Annotated in this window: 21 protein-coding genes; 5 read left to right on the top strand and 16 right to left on the bottom strand. The window is 32.5% G+C overall.

The window, feature by feature from the left end; translation table 11 throughout:
- Nucleotides 1-32 precede the first annotated feature (32 nt).
- The 15 genes from LQ617_RS06975 to LQ617_RS06905 form a co-directional block, all read right to left on the bottom strand.
- Entirely contained in the window at nucleotides 33-359 is a 327-nt protein-coding gene (locus LQ617_RS06975; RefSeq protein ID WP_239740048.1) for an SHOCT-like domain-containing protein, read from the bottom strand.
- Between the two features lie 17 nt (nucleotides 360-376).
- Complete coding sequence (gene uvrA / locus LQ617_RS06970) at nucleotides 377-3,211, bottom strand: excinuclease ABC subunit UvrA (RefSeq protein ID WP_107577206.1); 2,835 nt, start codon at nucleotides 3,209-3,211, stop codon at nucleotides 377-379.
- A gap of 5 nt (nucleotides 3,212-3,216) precedes the next feature.
- Nucleotides 3,217-5,199, bottom strand: a complete 1,983-nt coding sequence (gene uvrB / locus LQ617_RS06965; protein ID WP_037588751.1) for an excinuclease ABC subunit UvrB — start codon at nucleotides 5,197-5,199, stop codon at nucleotides 3,217-3,219.
- Nucleotides 5,200-5,331: 132 nt separating this feature from the next.
- Nucleotides 5,332-5,562: a DUF2198 family protein gene (locus LQ617_RS06960; protein WP_025904530.1), complete on the bottom strand. Its 231-nt coding sequence runs from the start codon at nucleotides 5,560-5,562 to the stop codon at nucleotides 5,332-5,334.
- 8 nt (nucleotides 5,563-5,570) lie between these two features.
- A complete protein-coding gene (locus tag LQ617_RS06955; protein ID WP_025904529.1) occupies nucleotides 5,571-6,221 on the bottom strand; it encodes an HD domain-containing protein in 651 nt (216 codons plus the stop codon).
- Nucleotides 6,221-6,796, bottom strand: a complete 576-nt coding sequence (locus tag LQ617_RS06950; RefSeq protein WP_037588750.1) for a TlpA family protein disulfide reductase — start codon at nucleotides 6,794-6,796, stop codon at nucleotides 6,221-6,223. The genes LQ617_RS06955 and LQ617_RS06950 overlap by 1 nt, the downstream gene beginning before the upstream one ends.
- Nucleotides 6,797-6,919: 123 nt before the next feature.
- A complete protein-coding gene (locus LQ617_RS06945) occupies nucleotides 6,920-7,804 on the bottom strand; it encodes a CHAP domain-containing protein (protein ID WP_239740047.1) in 885 nt (294 codons plus the stop codon).
- A gap of 319 nt (nucleotides 7,805-8,123) precedes the next feature.
- Entirely contained in the window at nucleotides 8,124-8,444 is a 321-nt protein-coding gene (gene cccB / locus LQ617_RS06940) for a cytochrome c551 (RefSeq protein ID WP_025904526.1), read from the bottom strand.
- A gap of 142 nt (nucleotides 8,445-8,586) precedes the next feature.
- Nucleotides 8,587-9,697 (bottom strand): peptide chain release factor 2 gene (gene prfB / locus LQ617_RS06935; RefSeq protein ID WP_126476659.1). Its coding sequence is split into 2 segments (ribosomal slippage): nucleotides 8,587-9,624 and nucleotides 9,626-9,697, totalling 1,110 coding nucleotides; the frame shifts between segments, so codons are not numbered across the junction.
- A gap of 12 nt (nucleotides 9,698-9,709) precedes the next feature.
- Complete coding sequence (secA, locus tag LQ617_RS06930; protein ID WP_037588747.1) at nucleotides 9,710-12,241, bottom strand: preprotein translocase subunit SecA; 2,532 nt, start codon at nucleotides 12,239-12,241, stop codon at nucleotides 9,710-9,712.
- 166 nt (nucleotides 12,242-12,407) lie between these two features.
- Entirely contained in the window at nucleotides 12,408-12,980 is a 573-nt protein-coding gene (hpf, locus tag LQ617_RS06925; protein ID WP_037588746.1) for a ribosome hibernation-promoting factor, HPF/YfiA family, read from the bottom strand.
- A gap of 48 nt (nucleotides 12,981-13,028) precedes the next feature.
- Nucleotides 13,029-13,562, bottom strand: a complete 534-nt coding sequence (locus tag LQ617_RS06920; protein WP_239740046.1) for a ComF family protein — start codon at nucleotides 13,560-13,562, stop codon at nucleotides 13,029-13,031.
- 146 nt (nucleotides 13,563-13,708) lie between these two features.
- A complete protein-coding gene (locus tag LQ617_RS06915) occupies nucleotides 13,709-14,995 on the bottom strand; it encodes a DEAD/DEAH box helicase family protein (RefSeq protein ID WP_206166383.1) in 1,287 nt (428 codons plus the stop codon).
- Between the two features lie 54 nt (nucleotides 14,996-15,049).
- The gene (fakB1, locus tag LQ617_RS06910; protein WP_037588743.1) at nucleotides 15,050-15,916 is read right to left on the bottom strand and encodes a fatty acid kinase binding subunit FakB1; all 867 of its coding nucleotides are present in this window, start codon (nucleotides 15,914-15,916) and stop codon (nucleotides 15,050-15,052) included.
- Nucleotides 15,917-15,989: 73 nt separating this feature from the next.
- Nucleotides 15,990-16,505 (bottom strand): hypothetical protein, encoded by a 516-nt coding sequence (locus tag LQ617_RS06905; RefSeq protein ID WP_025904519.1) that lies wholly within the window; start codon nucleotides 16,503-16,505, stop codon nucleotides 15,990-15,992.
- Nucleotides 16,506-16,585: 80 nt separating this feature from the next.
- On the opposite strand from LQ617_RS06905, the gene LQ617_RS06900 reads away from it, so the two are divergent.
- Nucleotides 16,586-17,236: a YigZ family protein gene (locus tag LQ617_RS06900; RefSeq protein WP_206166384.1), complete on the top strand. Its 651-nt coding sequence runs from the start codon at nucleotides 16,586-16,588 to the stop codon at nucleotides 17,234-17,236.
- 6 nt (nucleotides 17,237-17,242) lie between these two features.
- Here the strand turns inward: LQ617_RS06900 and LQ617_RS06895 are convergent, their stop codons facing one another.
- Entirely contained in the window at nucleotides 17,243-18,298 is a 1,056-nt protein-coding gene (locus tag LQ617_RS06895; protein ID WP_037588739.1) for a glycosyltransferase family 4 protein, read from the bottom strand.
- A 256-nt stretch (nucleotides 18,299-18,554) separates the two neighbouring features.
- Between LQ617_RS06895 and gdpS the strand changes: the two genes are divergently transcribed.
- From gdpS to pepT, 4 genes are all read left to right on the top strand, one after another.
- Nucleotides 18,555-19,625 (top strand): GGDEF domain-containing protein GdpS, encoded by a 1,071-nt coding sequence (gene gdpS / locus LQ617_RS06890; protein ID WP_037588737.1) that lies wholly within the window; start codon nucleotides 18,555-18,557, stop codon nucleotides 19,623-19,625.
- A 98-nt stretch (nucleotides 19,626-19,723) separates the two neighbouring features.
- Nucleotides 19,724-20,491, top strand: a complete 768-nt coding sequence (locus LQ617_RS06885; RefSeq protein ID WP_037588735.1) for a threonine/serine exporter family protein — start codon at nucleotides 19,724-19,726, stop codon at nucleotides 20,489-20,491.
- A gap of 13 nt (nucleotides 20,492-20,504) precedes the next feature.
- Nucleotides 20,505-20,969 (top strand): threonine/serine exporter family protein, encoded by a 465-nt coding sequence (locus tag LQ617_RS06880; protein WP_025905428.1) that lies wholly within the window; start codon nucleotides 20,505-20,507, stop codon nucleotides 20,967-20,969.
- A 36-nt stretch (nucleotides 20,970-21,005) separates the two neighbouring features.
- Complete coding sequence (gene pepT, locus LQ617_RS06875; protein ID WP_239740045.1) at nucleotides 21,006-22,232, top strand: peptidase T; 1,227 nt, start codon at nucleotides 21,006-21,008, stop codon at nucleotides 22,230-22,232.
- The last annotated feature ends 20 nt before the right edge of the window (nucleotides 22,233-22,252 follow it).

Here is a 22,252-nt window from a genome sequence, read left to right as displayed (position 1 = left end):
TAGAAACGTTTTATCGTTTCTAGGGAATAAATTTAAATATCTTTATTTTGGTCGTTATTTTTATTGAAATTTCTAATGACATTTCTTAAAGATTCATCTAATTGTTGAATAGGATCTTGACCTGTTCCTTCATTATCCTTAAACTTCTTTTCAAATTCAGTTTTCCCTGATTTGGCAGTTGTCTTAAATTTATCTAATAAGTCTTCAAATAAATTTTCAACATTTTCTTTAGATTTCTTATCAAATGGTGATGATGATTTTTGATTATGAGATGTTGCATCAAGTAATTTTACCGCTTCATCAACAGTAATTTTCCCACCTTCAATAAGGTCTAAAATTTTTAATTGTACTTCGTTCATAAATAACCCCTCCTGGTTTATGATCGATCTCGTTCTAAAATTGGTTTTAAGTATTTACCAGTGTAAGATGCTTCAACTTCTACAATGTCTTCTGGTGTTCCAGTAGCTATAATTTCACCGCCACCATCTCCACCTTCTGGACCTAAATCTATAATATAGTCTGCTGTTTTAATGACATCTAAATTATGTTCAATAATGATGACAGAGTCGCCATTTTCAACGAGTCTATTTAACACACTTAATAAACGTTTAATATCATCTACGTGTAAACCTGTTGTTGGTTCATCAAGTATATATAATGACTTACCATTAGATCGTCTATGAAGTTCAGAAGCAAGTTTCACACGTTGTGCTTCACCGCCTGATAAAGTTGTTGCAGGTTGACCTAGTTTAACATATCCTAAACCAACATCTACTATTGTTTTTAATTTTCTATTTATCTTAGGTAAACTTTCGAAAAAGTGATAAGCATCTTCTACTGTCATTTCTAATACATCAGAAATACTTTTTCCTTTATAAGTGACTTCTAATGTTTCTCTATTATAACGTTTTCCATCACAAACTTCACATGGTACGTATACATCTGGTAAGAAATGCATTTCAATTTTAATGATGCCGTCACCTTTACAAGCTTCACAACGGCCACCTTTAACATTAAAACTAAATCTACCTTTTTGATAACCTCTCACTTTTGCCTCATTCGTTTGGCTAAATACATCTCTAATGTCATCAAATACACCTGTATAAGTTGCAGGGTTTGAACGTGGTGTTCTACCAATTGGTGATTGGTCAATATCTATAATTTTTTCAATTTCATTTACACCTTTTATAGATTTATGTTCACCTGGTTTTGTTTTCGTATTATACAATTGTTTTTGCAAACCTTTGTACAATACTTCATTAACTAATGAACTTTTGCCAGAACCTGAAACACCTGTTACACATGTCATAACTGATAATGGGAAGTCTACATCGACATTTTTCAAATTATTACTTGTCGCGCCTTTAACAGATATTTTACGTTTTGTGACTTTTCTTCGTTTAGATGGTACAAAGACTTTTTCTTTACCGCTTAAGTATTTACCTGTTAAAGATTGTTCATTTGCCATCACTTCTTCAGGTGTACCACTTGCAACTACTTCACCACCATGTACACCTGCTTTTGGACCTATATCAATTAAATAATCCGCAGCTTTCATCGTATCTTCATCATGTTCAACGACAATTAATGTATTACCCATATCTCTCATAGATTTCAATGTATCAATTAAGCGATCATTGTCTCTTTGATGTAAACCGATAGAAGGCTCATCAAGCACATATAACACACCAGATAATCTTGAACCGATTTGAGTTGCCAGTCTAATACGTTGTGCTTCCCCACCAGATAAAGTACCTGATGCTCGATTAAGTGTTAAATATTCTAAACCTACATTATTTAAGAAAGATAATCTTTCATGAATTTCTTTTAAGATGAGCTTCGCAATTTTACGTTCTGTTTCATCTAAATCTAAATTATCAAAATGTTTGATTGCATTATAAATTGAATATCTGACTACTTCACCGATATGTTGGCCATCAATTTTGACAGAAAGTACTTTTTCATTTAAACGATAACCATCACATGTTTCACAAGTTTTTTCGACCATGTATTTTTGCATCACTTCTCTAACGTATTCAGATGGTGAATCATGGTAACGACGTTCAATATTATTTAGCACACCTTCAAAAGCCATCGTTCTTTTTCTTTCTGTTTTAACACCATAATCTTGATTAAATTTAAATTCTATTTCATCATCATGACCTCTTAAGACGATGTTCTTTTCTTTTTTCGTTAATTTATTAAATGGTTTATCCATATCGATTTTAAAATGTTCACAAGCTTGTTTTAATAAAGTTGGATAATAATTAGAACTGATTGGCTGCCATGGCAAAATGGCACCTTCATTTAAACTTAATGTCTTATCTGGCACGACTAAATCAACATCTACAGTTAATTTACTTCCTAAGCCATCACAAGATGGACAAGCACCAAACGGATTGTTAAATGAGAACATTCTAGGTTCTAATTGGTCTACTGAGAAACCACAAATCGGACAAGCATGATGTTCAGAAAATTTAATTTCATCACCATCAATAATATCAGCAACTGCATTACCGTCAGCTAATTCTAGCGCTGTTTGTAATGAATCAGCTAATCTTGCTTCAATACCTGGTTTAATGACAAGTCTATCAATCACGACATCAATAGAATGATTTTGATTTTTGTTTAAATCTGGAACATCATCTACATCTAAAATATCGCCATCTACTTTTAACCTTGCATAGCCTTTTTTAGCAATGTCTTCAATCAATTTCTTATGTGTACCTTTACGTCCTGAAACGATTGGTGAAAGAATTTGTATTTTTGTTCTTTCTTCTAACTCCATAACTTGATCGACCATTTGTTGAACCGTTTGTGATTTAATTTCAATACCATGGTTAGGACATATTGGTCTACCAACTCTTGCATATAATAGTCTTAAATAATCATATATTTCAGTTACGGTAGCAACAGTGGATCTTGGGTTTTTACTTGTTGTCTTTTGATCAATTGATATCGCTGGAGAAAGACCATCAATTAAATCTACATCTGGTTTGTCCATCTGCCCTAAAAATTGTCTCGCATAGGCACTTAATGATTCTACATATCTTCTTTGGCCTTCTGCATAAATCGTATCAAATGCTAAAGACGACTTTCCTGAACCAGATAATCCAGTCATAACAACAAGTTGGTCTTTAGGTATTTCTATATCTATATCTTTTAAATTATGTGCTCTTGCACCTTTTACGATGATGGATTTGTTTTTCATCTCAGTCACCTTTCTGCTTTTAGTTCAAATAATATATCTCTTAGTTCAGATGCACGCTCGAAGTCTAAATCTTTCGCAGCATCTTTCATTTCTTTTTCTATGCGCTCGATTGTCTTTTCTCTTTCTTTTTTTGTAAGTTTCTTAGGCGCTTTTTTAGTGTCTTTTTCGGTTACTTCATCCGTTTCTACTGTTGCTGATATGACATCACGTATCTTCTTATTAATTGTTTGTGGTGTTATATTGTGTTCTTCATTGTACGCTTCTTGAGTAGCACGTCTTCTACTTGTTTCATCTAATGCTGTTCTCATAGAATCTGTAATTTTATCAGCATACATAATAACTTTACCTTTATCATTACGCGCAGCTCGACCAATCGTTTGAATCAACGAACGCTCTGATCTTAAGAAACCTTCTTTATCTGCATCCAAAATTGTAACCAGTGAAACTTCTGGGATATCTAAACCTTCTCTTAGTAAGTTAATCCCAACTAATACATCATAAACACCCATTCTTAAGTCTCGAATAATTTCTATTCTTTCTAATGTCTTTATTTCTGAGTGTAAATAATTCACTTTAATGCCGGCTTCTTTTAAATAAGTTGTTAAATCTTCACTCATTTTTTTAGTTAACGTTGTAATTAATACACGTTCATTTCTTTCTATTCTTTCATTAATTTCAGCCATTAAATCATCTATTTGATTTTCACTTGGTCTGACTTCAACAATTGGATCTAATAAACCTGTAGGACGAATAATTTGTTCGACCATTTCATCAGTATGTTCAATTTCATATGGTCCCGGTGTTGCTGAAACATAAACCAATTGTTTCGTTTTTTCTTCAAATTCTTCAAATTTAAGCGGTCTATTGTCTAAAGCACTTGGTAATCTAAAGCCATGTTCTACTAAGACATTTTTTCTCGCTTGGTCACCATTATACATACCTCTAATTTGAGGAAGCGTTACGTGAGATTCATCAATCATCACTAACCAATCATCACCAAAGTAATCTAATAAAGTATATGGTGTAGAACCTTTTGGTCGTAACGTTAAATGCACAGAATAGTTCTCAATACCTGAACAAAAGCCCATTTCTCTCATCATTTCTAAATCATAATTGGTTCTTTGTTCAAGTCGTTGAGCTTCTAGAAGTTTATTTTCTTTTCGAAGTTCAGCCAATCGTTCTTCAAGTTCTTTCTCAATACGCTCAATCGCAACTTTCATTTTTTCTTCACGTGTTACGAAGTGAGACGCGGGATAAAATAGAAAATGTTCTCTTTCAGCAATAACTTCACCTGTTAAGTAATTCACTTCTCTAATTCTATCGATTTCATCTCCAAAGAACTCTACTCTGACACATAGTTCATCACGTGATGCAGGAAATATTTCTACAACATCTCCTCTAACTCTAAATGTACCACGTCTAAAATCTATGTCATTTCGTGAATATTGGTTATCGACAAGCTTTCTTAACAGTTCATTACGTTCCATTTCCATACCGACACGCGTACTTACAACTAAGTCTTTATATTCTTCTGGATTACCTAAACCATAAATACAGCTGACACTCGCAATAACGATAACATCATCTCGTTCAAACAATGCACTAGTAGCTGAATGTCGAAGTTTATCAATTTCATCATTTATAGAGGCATCTTTTTCAATAAAAGTATCCGTTTGAGGTACATATGCTTCAGGTTGATAATAATCGTAATAACTTACGAAGTATTCTACTCTATTCTCAGGAAAGAATTCTTTAAACTCACTATATAGCTGTCCAGCCAACGTTTTATTATGTGCAATAATCAATGTAGGTTTACCGACTTCTTTGATGACATTACTCATCGTGAATGTTTTACCTGTACCTGTCGCACCTAATAAAGTTTGATGTCTCTTGCCTTCGTTAATGCCTTTTACAAGAGATTTAATTGCTTCTGGCTGATCCCCTTGAGGTGAATAGTCAGAATGTATTTTAAAAGGAAAATGTTGCATAGGAACCTCCTCATTTTCTGTAATATATATATTTATTTTATCAAAAATTTGTAAAAATGACCAAACATTTGTTCGTTAATTTTAAAATTACATACAAATAAGAGGAAAAATCTAAATGATTATTCCTCTTATCTATCTTGATTCAATTTTATCTATTTTAAGTGTATCAACTATATAAAAGCCTGCTACTAAACTCAGTACATCTAACAACATAATAAGCTCATTGTTAAAAAAGCCTTTATAAACAGAAACACCAATTATAATGCTGGATACAAGTAATCCAATCCATTTATTTTGAGCAATTTGCGTGAAAATAATAACCATTAAACAAGGAAGAAACAAAGCTAGAATCGGCCAAATCATTCAATTCACTAACTCCTTTTTGTTTCACGTTTCTCAAGTATCGTCATTGTTATCTCTCTTAACTCTGAACGTGGTATAAATTTTTCTTGTAACATATCAGGTATAATATGTTGAATAAAATCTTGTACAGATGCTAAATGATCAAATTGCATGATCGTTTCCAATGAACTTTCATAAATTTCGAAGAATAAAGGTTCTGGATTTCTCTTTTGAATTTCACCAAAAGATTCATACAATAAATCAATTTTATCAGCAACACTTAATATTTGCCCTTCTATACTATCATCTTTACCCTCTTGTAGTCTATGTCTATATATATCTTGATATTGCTCAGGAAATTCTTCTGTGATAAATTTATCGATCATCTCTTCTTCAACTTGAGAGAATAATTTTTTAATTTCATAAGACGCATATTTCACAGGTGTCTTAATGTCACCTGTAAATATTTCAGGATAATCATGGTTCAAAGCTTTTTCATATACAAGTTTCCAGTCTATTTCTTGACCATTTTGTTCTTCTACTGTTGCTAAATATTGCGCTATTTTCGTTACTTTAAAGGAATGTGCTGCAACATTATGGTCTTGATACTTAAATTTACCTGGACATCTTACTAATTTCTCTAAATCAGACAAACTTTTAAAATATTGATGTACCCCCATTAAATTTCCTCCTTAACTTGTGTAACTAAGTTGTTTAGTGTCTTTTCAGATAATTCACCTAAATAGACTTTTTTGATTTCGCCATTTTTATCTACAAATAAAGTTGTAGGTATATTATACGATTTATATTTTTCTAGAAAATCATCTTGCGCAACGTAAACATCGTAATTCACATTTACATCGTCCATTAATTGTTTAGCTGGTTTTCGTTTATCTTTAACATTTAAACCAACTAATTCGACACCTTTATCTTCGTGCTTTGCATATTTTACAAGCTCAGGCATTTCTCGTTTACATGGGTCACACCAAGAGGCAAATAAATTAATAACTGTAATATCATTTTTAGATGTTACCTCTTTTAATTGTTTTGATTTTTCAGTTGAAAAAACATTTACAGTTTCATTATTTACATTCATGCCTGTAGCTGGATGACTGTTTTGAAACGATTGTTTCCCTTGTTGCTCTTTAAACTGTTCGTTCGTTTGAAACTTATTGATATCTAATACTTTATAAACACTGATACTAATAATCAATAACAAAAGTATAACTAATATGATTTTTAACCTTTTTTTCATGTTTTCAAACCTCTACACTAACATTTACGTTTATTATATCAACTATAATGATAAAAAAAAGCAAATAGTTAAAATTCTTAAACTGAATTAACTACTTGCTTATTTATTAAGTTACTATAAAAACTAATGAATATAATTATATGAACCAGCTGCTGATGCTGAAATTGTACGTGAAGAAACAATACCTTCACCTTGATAATTCATTTCAGAAACTTGAATTGAACCATCAGCGTTTACTTTATCAACATAAGCTACATGTCCATATCCACCTGCTGTAGATTGTAAAATTGAACCTGCCGCTGGGCTATTGTTTACAGTGTAACCTGCTTGAGCTGCTGCGTTTGCCCAGTTGTTTGCATTACCCCAAGTATTGCCAAGATCTGGACGTTTACTAAATGCATAGTACGTACATTGTCCAGAAGTATATAAATTGCTTCCGCCACCTGTATTTGGTCGGCTGTATGAAACAGGTGCAGTGTTTTGTGTTGATTGATTTTCATTAAATGTAGGTGCAACATAAGCGACTGAATCTTCACTGTTGTACACATTGCCGTATGATGTTTGTTCGAATACGTATCTTAATAATGCATCTTCTTGAGCTGGAGATTCAGGTGCGTTAACCGTTAAACTAGTAGGTTCTGCAGTTGGTTCTGATGTTTCAGATGCAACTTTTAATTCATCACCAACAATAATTAAATCAGAAGATAAATTGTTCCATTCTTTTAAGTCTGAAACCTTAACATCAAACTTCTTAGCTATTTTGTTAAGTGTATCTCCATCTTGAATTGTATAGATATTATCTTCTAATACTTTTAATGTTTGTCCAACTGTAACATCGGTATCAATGTTGTTTAAAGATTTAATTTCTGACACTGATGTTCCATATTCTTTTGCGATATTGTCTAATGATTGTCCTTCTTTTACTTTAATATCAGCTGCATAGGCAGATGAACTTGCTAAAGTTGTTAAAGCTGTAACAGATGCTAATGTAATGAAAGTCTTCTTCATGATGACATATCCTCCCGAAGTGTATGTATTTACGTTTATATTTATTATTTATATGATGTTCCTCAATTAATACTGGAAATAATATAGCACATTTTTTATCTCAATATTGTTTTGTTACAAATCTGTAATATAACCGTTAACATTTTATAATTTTACTGATAAAAATGTTACTGAACACTGACATGAAAGTATTTTAAAAGGTGTTGTTAATTATTTACACACAATTAACAACACCTTTATTACTTATCATTATTCAATTAAAATACATATGTTTTTCACGGTAAAATTTCCAATTTATATGCAAATTGAATATAAATGATTATTTTTGTTTAGCTAACCATTTAGCAACTTCTTTTGCTTCTTTCTCATCTACAACTTGACTCGGCATATTACCTTTACCTTCGTTGATAATTTTTTCAATATCTGACTCAGACATTTTGGCACCGACTTTTTTAAGTGATGGTCCAGATGCACCATCTAAATCTTTACCATGACATCCTACGCAAGAATTGTTTTTAAAGATTTTTTCCCCTTGTGAACTGTATTCTTCTTTGCTGCTATCATCGCTTGATTGTCCACATCCTGCAAATACTAACGATGATAATGCTATTACAGAAATCATGCCCATTTTGATTTTCATGTATAACACTCCATTCATTTTATTATCAACTATATTTTACCATGTAAACCAGCGTCTGACATCATTTTGTTCAATAGTTCACAATTTAAATTATTATAAAAGCAGCTAGGATATTTAAATCATCCTAGCTGCTTGCTTTAAATTATTTTTCATTAATTTGGCTTCTTAAATATGCATCGATAAATGGGTCTAAGTCACCATCCATAACTGCATTTGTATTACCTGTTTCTTCATTAGTTCTATGATCTTTAACCATAGCATATGGATGAAATACGTATGAACGTATTTGACTACCCCATCCAATTTCTTTTTGTTCGCCTCTAATTTCATCTAGAGCTGCTGCTTGTTCTTCAAGTTCTTTTTGGTAGAGTTTCGCTTTTAACATTTTCATAGCTTGTTCTCTATTTTTAATTTGTGATCTTTCATTTTGACATGTTACAACGATACCAGTTGGTTGGTGTGTGATACGAACAGCTGAATCAGTCGTGTTGACGTGCTGTCCACCTGCACCAGATGCTCTATAAGTATCGACTGAAATGTCTTCAGAATTAACTTCTATTTCTATTTTTTCATTATTAAATTCAGGTGTTACATCACAAGATACGAATGATGTATGACGTCTTCCTGAAGAATCGAATGGCGAAATACGCACTAATCTGTGGACACCTTTTTCAGCTTTTAAATATCCATATGCATTATGACCTTTGATAAGAATTGTGACACTTTTAATGCCCGCTTCATCTCCAGCTTGATAATCTAACGTTTCCACTTTGAATCCTTTTTGTTCTGCGAAACGTTGATACATTCTAAGCAGCATTGAACCCCAATCTTGAGATTCTGTACCACCTGCGCCTGGATGCAATTCTAATATTGCGTTATTTTCATCATGTTCACCATTAAGTAGTAGTTTCAATTCAAATTGATCGATGTCTGTTTGTAACGCTTTTAAATCTTGCTCAAGCATTTCGTGCATGTCTTCATCATATTCTTCTTGTAACAATTCAACAGTCGTAAGTAAATCTTCAATCTGTTGATTTAATGTATGAAAATCACCGACTACAGACTTTAATGCATTGTTTTTGTTAATGATGTCTTGCGCTTTATTCTGATCGTCCCAGAATGATGGATCAACCATCATTTCTTCGTATTCTTGAATGTTCGTCTCTTTATTTTCTAAGTCAAAGAGACCCCCTGATATTCATTAATTTTTCATTATTTTTATTTAATGTTTGTCTAATTTCCGTTAATTCCATAAAATTACTCCTTTATGCTTGACCATGACAGTTTTTATATTTCTTACCACTACCACATGGACATGGATCGTTTCGGCCAACTTGTTCATCTTTGACGATAGGTTTTGGTTTAACTTTTTCTTTACCATCATTCGCACTCACATGTTTAGCTTCACCTATTTCAACTTGTTCACGTTCAACTTGTTCACCACGATCAATAGTTGATTTAAGAATGTATTTACTTACTTCATCTTCTATTTCATTCAACATTGTTTCAAATAAATCCAAACCTTCATTTTGATATTCTCTAAGTGGATTGATTTGACCATAAGATCTTAAATGGATACCTGTACGTAATTGATCCATTGTATCAATGTGATCAGTCCATTTACGGTCTATTGTTCTTAACACAATCATACGTTCAAATTCAGACATTTGATCACCAAAGTCTTCTTGTTGAGCTTTGTATTGTGTTTTAATTTTTTCTAATACAATTTCTACGATATCTTCATAATCTCTACCACGAATATCATCAACTTTAATTGCATCTTGTGGTACATATGAGTCTTCAATATATTGAACGAGTGCTTCAAAATCAATTTCTTCTTCGTTTGTTGCGAAGTGATAGTTCACGCCACGCTCTAATGATGATTTAATCATATCTTTAACAATGTCTTGTACATCGTCTTTTTCAATAATATCATTACGCTCACCGTAAATGATTTCACGTTGTTTTCTTAGTACATCATCGTATTCTAATAAACGTTTACGTGCATCGAAGTTATTACCTTCAACTCGTTTTTGAGCAGATTCTACTGCTCTAGAAACCATTTTAGATTCAATTGGTGTATCATCATTCATACCTAATTTACCCATTAAAGATTGCATACGTTCTGATCCGAAACGAACCATCAATTCATCTTGTAATGATAAGTAGAATCTACTTCGACCAACGTCACCTTGACGACCTGAACGTCCTCTTAATTGGTCATCAATACGTCTTGACTCGTGACGTTCTGTACCAATTACAGCTAAACCACCAAGTTCAACAACGCCTTCTCCAAGTTTAATATCCGTACCACGACCGGCCATGTTAGTTGCAATGGTTACTGCACCTTTTTGACCTGCATTTAAAATGATTTCCGCTTCACGTTCATGGTTTTTCGCATTCAACACGTTATGTCTAACGCCTTTTTTCTTTAATAGTTGTGAAATATATTCACTTGTTTCAACGGCAACTGTACCTAATAATACTGGTTGACCTGTCTTATGAAGCTCAATCACATCTTTAACAACCGCATCAAACTTACCTTTTTGAGATGCAAAAATTAAATCCGCTTCGTCTATACGTTGTATCGGTCTATTTGTTGGAATTTGCGTAACAGTCATATTGTAAATATTTCTGAACTCTTCTTCTTCTGTCTTAGCTGTACCAGTCATACCTGATAATTTATTGTACATTCTAAAGAAGTTTTGGAACGTGATAGATGCCATCGTTTTAGATTCATTTTGAATCTCTAGACCTTCTTTTGCTTCAATTGCTTGATGCAAGCCGTCAGAGAATCTTCGACCTGGCATTGTACGACCTGTAAATTGGTCGACAATCATAATTTCACCATCATCAACAACATAATCTTTATCTTTAAACATTGTTCTATTTGCTTTTAACGCGATATTTATATGATGCATTAAGTTAACATGTTTCACGTCAAACAAGTTCTCAATTTTGAACATGCGTTCAGCTTTATCAATACCTTGTTCTGTTAAAGTGATAGCTTTAGTTTTTTCATCATAACTAAAATCATCTTCACCTTTAAGCATTTTTACAAATACATTAGCTTGTGTATATAACGTTGTTGATTTTTCTGCTTCGCCTGAAATGATAAGTGGCGTTCTCGCTTCATCAATTAAAATTGAGTCAACCTCATCAATGATGGCAAAGTTAAGAGGTCTCATAACACGGTCTTTTTTATACGTAACCATGTTGTCTCTTAAATAATCAAATCCAAGTTCATTATTTGTACTATACGTGATATCTGCTGCATATGCTTCACGCTTTTGATTCGTATCCATTGAATTCAAATTAAGTCCAACTGATAAACCTAAGAAATTATATAATTGCGCCATTTCTTCACTTTGTGAACTTGATAGATATTCATTGACTGTAACAACATGAACGCCTCTACCTGTTAGCGCATTTAAATAAACTGGCATTGTTGCTGTTAATGTTTTACCTTCACCAGTTTTCATTTCTGAAATATCACCACGATGAATGGCAATACCACCCATAATTTGTACTTTAAATGGTGTCATATTAAATACCCTTGTAGATGCTTCTCTTACGATTGCATATGCTTCAGGTAGTATTTTGTCTAAATATTTTTCTTGCTTTTTATAATCTTCTATTTCTGACAATTCTTTTTTGAATTGTTCTGTCTTCTCTCTTAATTGATCATCTGTTAATTTAGCAATTTCATCTTCTAAATTGATGACTTGATCTGCTAATTTTCCGAGTGATTTAACAACTCGTTTGTTACCATCAGCTATTTTTGATAAAAAACCCATTTTGTTCTCTCCTTCAACTAGAAAACTAGTAATCTTACAACAATATATCATAACACGTTTATATCTCTTTTTACACTATTTAAGATTACCACCTCTGTAGATGAAAAGCTATCAATAGCCAAAGAAACTGGTGCAGAAATTCTGCACCAGTTCGTGTAAATGATTTTTATTGTATTGAAGTTTCAATTAGTCCATATTTACCATCTTTACGTTTATAAACGATGCTTGTTTCATCTGTTTCTGCATCAGTAAAGATATAAAAATCATGTCCTAGTAAGTTCATTTGTAATACTGCTTCTTCAGAATCCATTGGTTTCAAAGCAAATTGCTTAGAACGAATGATCTCAATTTCATTATCGCTATCATTCTCTTCAACTTCTTCAGGTGCAGCTGAATCTGGACTTACTGCAAAGACATCTTTATCTCGCCCTTTATCGCGATACTTTCTATTAACCTTTGTTTTGTACTTACGTACTTGTCTTTCGAGTTTGTTAGTTATTAAGTCGATTCCAGCATATAAATCTTCATGTCTTTCTTCAGCTCTTAAAGTAACATCTTTCAACGGAATAGTTACTTCAATTTTACTTCTAGAATCCTGATAAGTTTTGATTTTAACGTGGGCTATCGCCTCTGGGACATTAGTAAAATATCTTTCTAGTTTACTTACTTTGTCCTCAATATAATTTCTTATCGGATCAGTCACTGTGATGTTTTCACCATGAATTTCAAATCTGATCATAAAACACCGACTCCTTTAACGCTCAATTTCTCTTGTGTTTCTTCCTACCTATATTTTATCATTATTTACCGCTCTTGCAAATGTTAAGGCATCTATTTTTCTGATTTTTCTAATAAATAAAAGTTCTGCTAAGCGGTGAATTGTTAACCCTGTTGTATAAATATCATCTATGAGTAATATTCTCTTATTTTCAAAGTCTATGTCTTTATTTATTTTAAATGGATTATGCTGAAATGACCTTTTTATTTTAGTTAATTCTGATTGCTTTTGCCTTTCTTCAGTTTCATAAATCTGTATATATTTAATTTTTTGATTATCCAACACGGTTGTTACATGATCGAATGTTCGCTGTTCTAACTTATTAGGATGAATGGGTGCCGGAATAACGTAATCATAATGCTTAAATAATTTCGGCGGTAATTGAAATACTTGATTGAGTGCAACATCCCCATTTAACTTATATTGTTGTATGAGCGCTTTGACAAGACCATCATAGTCATACAAGGTATATAGTTGATTAATTAATGGATATTTATTTGAAAGCCACTGACAATCTAGACAAGTTTCCTCTTCTACAGACATTATTTTTAAGCATCTTTTGCATCGTCTTGCTTCATGATTAAATGTTAATTGATTGGCACATTGCTCACATATTATAGATTGCCTTGAAAAAAGATTTAGCAAATCGATCACTTCATTGATATGATTTTGACAAATTATGCACCTATTCAAATTAACCATCCTTTCTCACGGGCTAAATTATTCATTGCAATAATTTCTCGTTTCGCCTGTATCATATTTCGTGTGATACCTTCGTGATAACACAATACCTTGCCAGTTGGACAAGATAATTTTCGACCTACACGACCTGCAATTTGAATGATGGCACTGTTTGTAAACTTTTCTGTGTGCACAATGACGACATCTAGTTTTTCTAGCGTAACGCCTCTTTCTAATATTGTCGTCGTAAACATAATGTCTATTTCATCATTTCTTAAACGTGTCACATTTTCATGCCTCATCTCATCATGACTGGATACACATTCAATTTTTGAAAAGTAGCATTGAAACACTTTAAATATTTGTTCCATATAATCAATATTATGAAAGAAGACAAATGTCTTTCTATTCTGTTCTATTTGGGATTTAAGAAACGCAAGTAACTTCTGATTGAGTTTATTTTCTTTAATGTTATTAAATTGAAATTCTGGAACTGGTAATGGATGTTTATGATATCTTGCGGGGAGTTTAATTATTTGATTGTGATTAAACTTAGAAAGGAGTTGCTTGTTAGGCGTTGCAGTTAAATAAATATGACTAGATTGTTCTGAAGAAGCTTTTCGAATGGTATGCATCAGTTGATTATCCATTTCTAACGGAAATGCATCTACCTCATCAACGATGATCACATTAAAATGTCCGTCATAGCGTATAAGTTGATGGACAGTCGATACGACAAACGAACTGTTAAACTGAGCGAATTGTCCTTCATACATTAAATCAATGTGTTCATCTTTAAATGCGTTTATTAGCCTTAAATAAACTTCTTTCACGACATCTACTCTTGGTGATACAACTGCAACATTCATACCGTTTTTTCGGGCTTGAGATATACCTTCAAATATCATTTCTGTCTTACCTGCACCTGTCACAGCATGCAATAATAAATGTTCTTGCTTTAAAATAGCGTCTTTAATTTTAGAGGATGCGAGTTGTTGCTGTTCACTTAATTCAAAATCCAATTGATAACGACATTCTGATACTTCATGCAAACTCTCAATGACATAAATATCTTTACAACTTTGAACTTTACCAAGTGCAATACAATATCTGCAATAGTTCGTTTCCTGCTCGCAATGGTGGCAAAAATACTGATAAAACAATGATTGTTCTTTGTTACCACACTGATTACAAATATATTTACCTTGAACTAAAGACACGCCAGGTTTAGTATATTTAAGTTTTTCAGTTGTTATATCATTTAAATCTCGGCATATACGTCCGTATAATTTCATACTAACCTCCATAAAAAAGCACAAAAAGCCTCGGCTTTTTGTGCTGTAGTTATATTATATACTTAAATCTAATTCGGTCGTTGTGAATCCTAAACCTAATGAACCTTCTCCTAAATGCGTCCCAATTACTGGTCCAAAATAACTCATAATAATTTGTGCATCAGGGAATTGTTCTTCAACTTGCGCTTTCCAAGAAAGTGCTGTCTCTTTATCATTTCCTTCAATAATAACAATAGATAAGTTTTTATAACCTTCAACTTCTTTAGCTAATTGTTCTTCAATACGTTTCATTGCTCTTTTCTTTGTTCTCACTTTATCGTAAGGGACAATTTTAGTATCAACGAAGTGTAACAATGGTTTCACTTGTAACATCGTACCGACTAATGCTTGTGCACTATTTAAGCGGCCACCTTTTTTCAAGTTATTTAAATCATCTACTATGAAATATGCATTTGTTGTTTGTTTCATATTCTCTAATTGTTCTAGAATATTATCAATAACTGTCATACCTTGCTCGATAAGCTGAGCCGCTTTTAAAGCATAGAAACCTTGTACTGAACAAGAGATTTCAGAATCAAATGCATGTACGTTTATACCTTCTACCATATCGTTTAACGTCACAGCTGTTTGGTATGTACCACTTATACCACTTGATAAGTGAACTGCAATCACATCTGTATATCCTTCGTCTCTCAAACTCTCAAGTAATTCCACATATTGACCCATAGCTGGTTGAGATGTTGTCGGTAATTGTTTTTCATTTCTCATTCTTTTATAGAAATCTTCTGTACTTATCTCTGACAATTCTTTATAAACTTCATCATTAAATATAACATTAAGCGCAATTGTTCTAATATTATATTTATCTATATAAGCTTGATCTAAATATGCTGTTGAATCTGTTATAACAGCAATCTTCATAAAGTTATCCTCCTTGATTCTCTTCCATACTCATCATATCTAATTCTTGGTTATTTGAAAAGAAGTTTATAAACTAAATTGCTGCCTGTGCCATTTTAGAAAATTTATATGTGCCGTCCTTTTTAACAAGCGTCACAACTTCGTTAAATGTTTTTTTCTCATCTTTACTTCCATTCTTAGGATGAGCTGTTGTTTCCACATTATAGAATACAACCACTTGATCTTTTTTCTGTTCTAAAAACTTAATATTGGATATTTTTTTATCAAATTTATAACTTTTAAGTGTATCTTTCAACACTTTTTCTTCCTCTTTAACGTCTAGTTGTTTTGAATCTGTGTCAATTGTTTTAATGTAAGCTTCTACATCACCATCATTTAAAGACTTTCTATTTTTTTCAATAGCTTCTTTGACAGCTTTTTCAGTATCTTTATTTACTTGAATCGTATCTTTCGGATTTCCTTTTTCATCTAATAGGACACCTTGACTATCGTCCGCTTCGTCAGTCGTTTGTTTCTCTTCCTCTTTGGATCCACAAGCTGCTAACACGATAGACAACACTAAGCACAACATCAATAATTTATTCTTCAATTCATACAATCCTTTCCCGACTAATTTCAATAGTATATAATAATCGTAACAGATTACGATGTAAAGGGAGAAGTATTAACATGGCAGAAGGACTAATTACAATCAAATCAGCACATGAAACTGAAATTGTCATTAATAAATCGAGATTTATCGCGAGCATTCATCCTGCAGAAACTGAAGAAGAAGCGAAAGCATTCATACAACAAAAGAAAAAAGAACATCATGATGCAACACATAATTGCTCTAGCTATGTTATCGGTCCTACAATGCTTATCCAAAAAGCAAATGATGATGGTGAACCATCAGGAACAGCAGGCGTGCCTATGTTAGAAGTATTAAAAAAACAACAACTCCATAATGTAGTTGTTGTCGTTACAAGATACTTTGGTGGTATTAAATTAGGCGCAGGTGGATTAATACGTGCATATGGAAGTGCAGTCAGCCAAGTTATTAAAGAAGTAGGCAGAATTATTTTATTAGAGGCAATACCATTTGAAGTAACATTAGACTATGATCAAACAGGACGCTTCGAGCATGAGTTACAACAAACTGATTATCAACTTGTAGATACTGCATATACAGATAAAGTAACATACACCATACATGTAATAGCATCAGAAGAAGAACCATTTATCGATTTCTTAAACGAAGTCAACCAAGGTAAATACGAATTAAACAGACAAGATATCATCGCACTACCATTTCCATATAATAAAGAAGAAGAACGCTAATCGACATTAGCGTTCTTTTTTATACTTTGTTCTTGTTAATAAATTTAATATTGGTCTGTAATTTACATTTACGAGTCCTGTAAATTCTACGATTAATTCTATTGTTATTAATATCATAATAAACATCATTAATACGCCGTATGGTGGTGATAAATAAAGGATGACACTTGATATGCTGAATAATATGGCAATCATATAGATTAATATGACGGTTTGCCTATGTGTATAACCTAAATCTAATAATCTATGGTGTAAATGCGATTTATCTGCTTGAACGATAGATTGACGATTATGTAGTCTACGTATTACTGCAAATAACATATCGATGAATGGTACTGCTAGTATAACCATTGGGAAGAATAGCGATATTAATGTAATGTTCTTAAAGCCTAATAGTGATAACACACCGATTATATAACCTAATAGTAATGCCCCACTGTCACCTAAGAATATTTTAGCAGGATGTGAGTTAAATACTAAGAATCCTAATAATGATCCTATTAACACACTACATATCATCATGATAAAGATGTTCTGCTGTAATATTGCGATAAATCCTATTGTTACTAAAGCGATACATGATATGCCTGAAGCTAAACCATCTAAACCGTCTATTAAGTTGATTGCATTCATTACTGCAACAACCCAGAAGATTGTCATTGGAATACTAAAGATTCCAAATTCAATTACAACACCAAATGGTAATGTAATAAAATCTAATGTAACGTGGTTAAAAACGACGATTAAAGATACAGCAATTTGACCTGCTAATTTAACAAGTGGTTTCATATCATACAAATCATCTACTAATCCTATAATATAGATAACAATCGCACCTAGTATAATAGGAATTGTTTCATGTTCTACTGGTTTCCCCCACCATAAACCGATGAGAAAAGATATTAAAATGACTGAGCCACCTAATACTGATACGGGTTTAGTATGAACTTTTCTAACGTTTGGCATATCAACAGCACCAATTTTAATAGAAAGAACGATAACTAAAGGTGTTAGTATTAAACTTACAATCATAGTTAGTAATATTAGTTGTAAAGTAAACATTGAGTCACCTTCATTTTGTAGTTGCACCGAATTTGATTAAAACATTACTTCTAGAATATCAAAATTTCATTCTACATGCTATAAAAACAATAGTATACCACATTTTTGAAATCAAATATTTTTACGTATAAACTAGCTTTATACGCAAACATGTGAAAAAAGAAACTTTTTTAACAAAATAACCTGTTATATCGTGACAAAAGCAATCTAATAGATTACAATATCATATGGCTTACTAAATGAAGGATGGTGTTAAATGATACAAGCAATTATATTCAATATATCTGTAACTATTGCAGCATTTTATCTATACCATCGAATACAATATAGCGAAACGAGAACTGTGACTTTTTCACAAAATTATATCACCATCTTAATGACGGGTGTTTCAATATTATTAATATCTAATCCTATACAGTATCATGACTATGCATTCTCTTTAAGTTTTATACCTATTCTCTTCTTAGGAAGATTTACTAATTTATTTTATTCTGTTTTAAGTGCCGTAGTTATTGTACTATTTGACATATTTGTAATGGGTACACCATTTTTAGAAGATATCCATTTACTGATTATTGCAATTGTTGTTGGGATGATAGGTCCTTTTCTTAAACAAAGTGATTTCGTGAGTATTCAATTATTGTATTTAATCAGCATTATGATTATTGCGATAACACTTATCTTTTTAAATCCTGATGCATGGCTCAATGAATGGTTGTTTCTTGTGCCAGTTTCCTTTATCCTAAGTATTATTAGTGCAAGTGTTTATAGAGACATTTGGATCTTGAAAAATTTAATTTCAAGATATGAAAATGAAGAATCCGTTGATTACTTAACAGGTTTAGGAAACGTTAAAGAATTCGATCGTTATTTAAATAAGACGACTGAACAAATAACTGAACAAGACCAATCTATGGCATTATTATTGATTGATATTGATGGATTTAAAGACGTGAACGATGCGTATTCTCATAAGGCTGGAGACGCGGTCTTAAAACAAATGTCGCAATTGTTAATCAACTATTTACCTAAAGATGTTAAAGCTTTTCGTAACGGCGGAGAAGAATTTTCAATTATTCTTGTTGGCGAAACATTAGATAGTGCTATTAAATTAGCGGAAAGTATTAGAGATAGCGTTCAACAATCTACTTTCCACTTACCTAACAAAGAAACAATTAAACTATCTGTTTCAATAGGTGTAGGCTATTTAAGTGAACAAGATAACAAATCGAAACGTCGCGTATTTAAAGATGCGGATGATATGTTACATGAAGCCAAATTACAAGGTCAAAACAAAGTAATGTTCAATCCAATTATTAAGTTATAAACTGAACATAGAATTGCCTCTAGCAATTCTATGTTTTTTGTTGAATTGTTTTTAATTTGATTATTTACATAAAATTCAATACGAAACTGGAGGTTACTATGGAAGAGATACAAGACTTCACGATTATAGATGAAAATAAAATCATTGATGTTGTCATGACTGCCGGTCGCATACTTTTAGAAAGTGGCGCAGAAACATATCGAGTTGAAGATACAATGGCAAGAATCGCTACAAGTTATGGTTTAGAAAATACACATAGCTTTGTAACATCTACTGCGATTATATTCTCGCTTAATGACAGAACAAATACACGTCTGATTAGAATAGATGAACGTACGACAGATTTAGAGAAAATTTCTTTAACAAATCAAATATCACGTAAGATAGCTAACAATGAACTCACGATAGATGAAGCTAAATCAGAACTGATCCATTTACATCATGCTTCATTACAATTTCCATTTTGGTTAAAAGTATTAGCTGCAGCGATAGCATCAGCCTGTTTCTTACCAATGTTTGGTGGTAAACAAGCTGAAGTCATCCCTTCATTCATTGCAGGTGGTGTTGGATATTTAACGATGTCCCTCGTCCATAATACGATTAGAATTAAATTCTTCACAGAATTTATTAGTTCATTAATTATTGCTACAATCGCAACCATTAGCGTGAATTTCTTTATTGGCGTTAATTTAAGCTTAATTACAATCGCCTCTGTTATGCCACTTGTACCAGGTGTCTTGATTACAAATGCAATCAGAGACTTAATGGCAGGACAGTTGCTTGCAGGTATATCTAAAGGTGTAGAAGCGGCACTTACGGCATTTGCTATTGGTGCTGGTGTCGCAATCGTATTACTACTTAGTTAAGGAGGTGCTTTAAATGTTAGATTATATATATCAAATTTTGTTAAGTTTTACCGCAACGTTATTTTTCTCTGTCATTTTTAATGCACCTAAGAGACTATTAATAGCATGTGGTATTGTTGGTGCGATGGGCTGGATGATTTATACCATTTCGTTAGACTTTGGCATCGATAAAGTACAAGCATCATTCTATGGTAGCTTTGCCTTAGCGTTAATGAGTCATATAATGAGTCGTTATTACAAGCGTCCAATGATTATCTTTATAGTTGCCGGTATTATCCCTCTTGTTCCAGGAGGCTTAGCATATGATGCAACTAAAAACTTAGTTATCAACAATTATGATGTTGCGATTAATACAACACTACAAGCGACACTTATTTCTGGTGCAATCGCGTTTGGTATTTTATGTTCTGAAATCATTTTTCAAATCTATGTCAGAGCAAAGCATTCTTTTGCTTCTAAGAAACAAAAAAGCGTATAATAAATAACGTAAATAGATGTAAAGGGAGCGAGCAATTTGAAACAACGTCTAATTGATCGATTAACAAGATATGTAAAAGTAGATACACAAGCTGATGCAGCAAGTGAAAGTACACCATCTACTGAAAAGCAATGGGACTTAATCCGTATGCTTGAAGAAGAAATTAAAGCATTAAATCTTGAAGTTGACGTAGACGATAAAGGGTATTTAATGGCCACTTTACCGTCAAACTCAGAAAAGGATGTACCTACTATAGGGTTATTGGCACATATTGATACGTCTCCAGATTACCATGCATCAAATGTTAATCCTGTTATTGTAGAGCAATATAACGGAGAAGATATTACACTCGGTAATACTGACAAAGTATTAAGCACGAAGACTTTCCCACAACTTGAAAAAGTGATTGGTCATACATTGATGACAACAGACGGTACAACTTTACTAGGCGCTGATGATAAAGCTGGTGTCGTTGAGATTATGGAAGCGATCATTTACTTATTAGAACATCCTGAAATTAAACATGGCAAGATTAGATTCAGCTTTACACCAGATGAAGAAATTGGTAGAGGTCCACATCATTTTGATGTTGAACGATTTAACGCTGATTTCGCTTATACTTTAGATGGTAGTTTAGAAGGCGAATTACAATACGAAAGCTTTAATGCCGCTTCTGCAGTTGTTGAAGTTAACGGTGTAAACGTACATCCAGGTTCTGCTAAAGATGTAATGGTTAACGCTAATACTTTAGCAATGGCATTTAATGATCAATTGCCTAGTGATGAAGTACCTGAACATACTGAAGGCTATGAGGGCTTCTATCATTTATCTGATATGTCAGGTACTGTTGAGAAAGCAACGCTACAATATATTATTCGTGATCATGATAAAGCACAGTTTGAACGTAGAAAAAATCATTTATTAGATATCGCAAAAGTATTAAATCATAAATATGATCAAGAATTGATTACTGTAACAATCAAAGATCAGTATTACAATATGGGTCAAAAAATCAAGCCACAACCTGAACTTGTAAACATACCTGAGAAAGTTATTAAATCATTAGGTATGACACCTATTATTGAACCTATTAGAGGTGGTACAGACGGTTCACAACTCTCATTCATGGGATTACCAACACCTAATTTATTTACAGGTGGCGCAAACTTCCACGGACCATTTGAATATGCTTCTATTGATGTTATGGAAAAAGCAGTACATACGATAGTCGGTATCGTATCAGAATTTGAACAACAGTCTTAAAACAATATATAAGAGCCTGA

The sequence above is a fragment of the Mammaliicoccus sp. P-M59 genome (assembly GCF_022386135.1).
GTDB classification, from domain to species: domain Bacteria; phylum Bacillota; class Bacilli; order Staphylococcales; family Staphylococcaceae; genus Mammaliicoccus; species Mammaliicoccus sciuri_A.
Note: the sequence above shows the minus strand (reverse complement) of the source record. Positions and strands in the feature narration are given on the sequence as shown.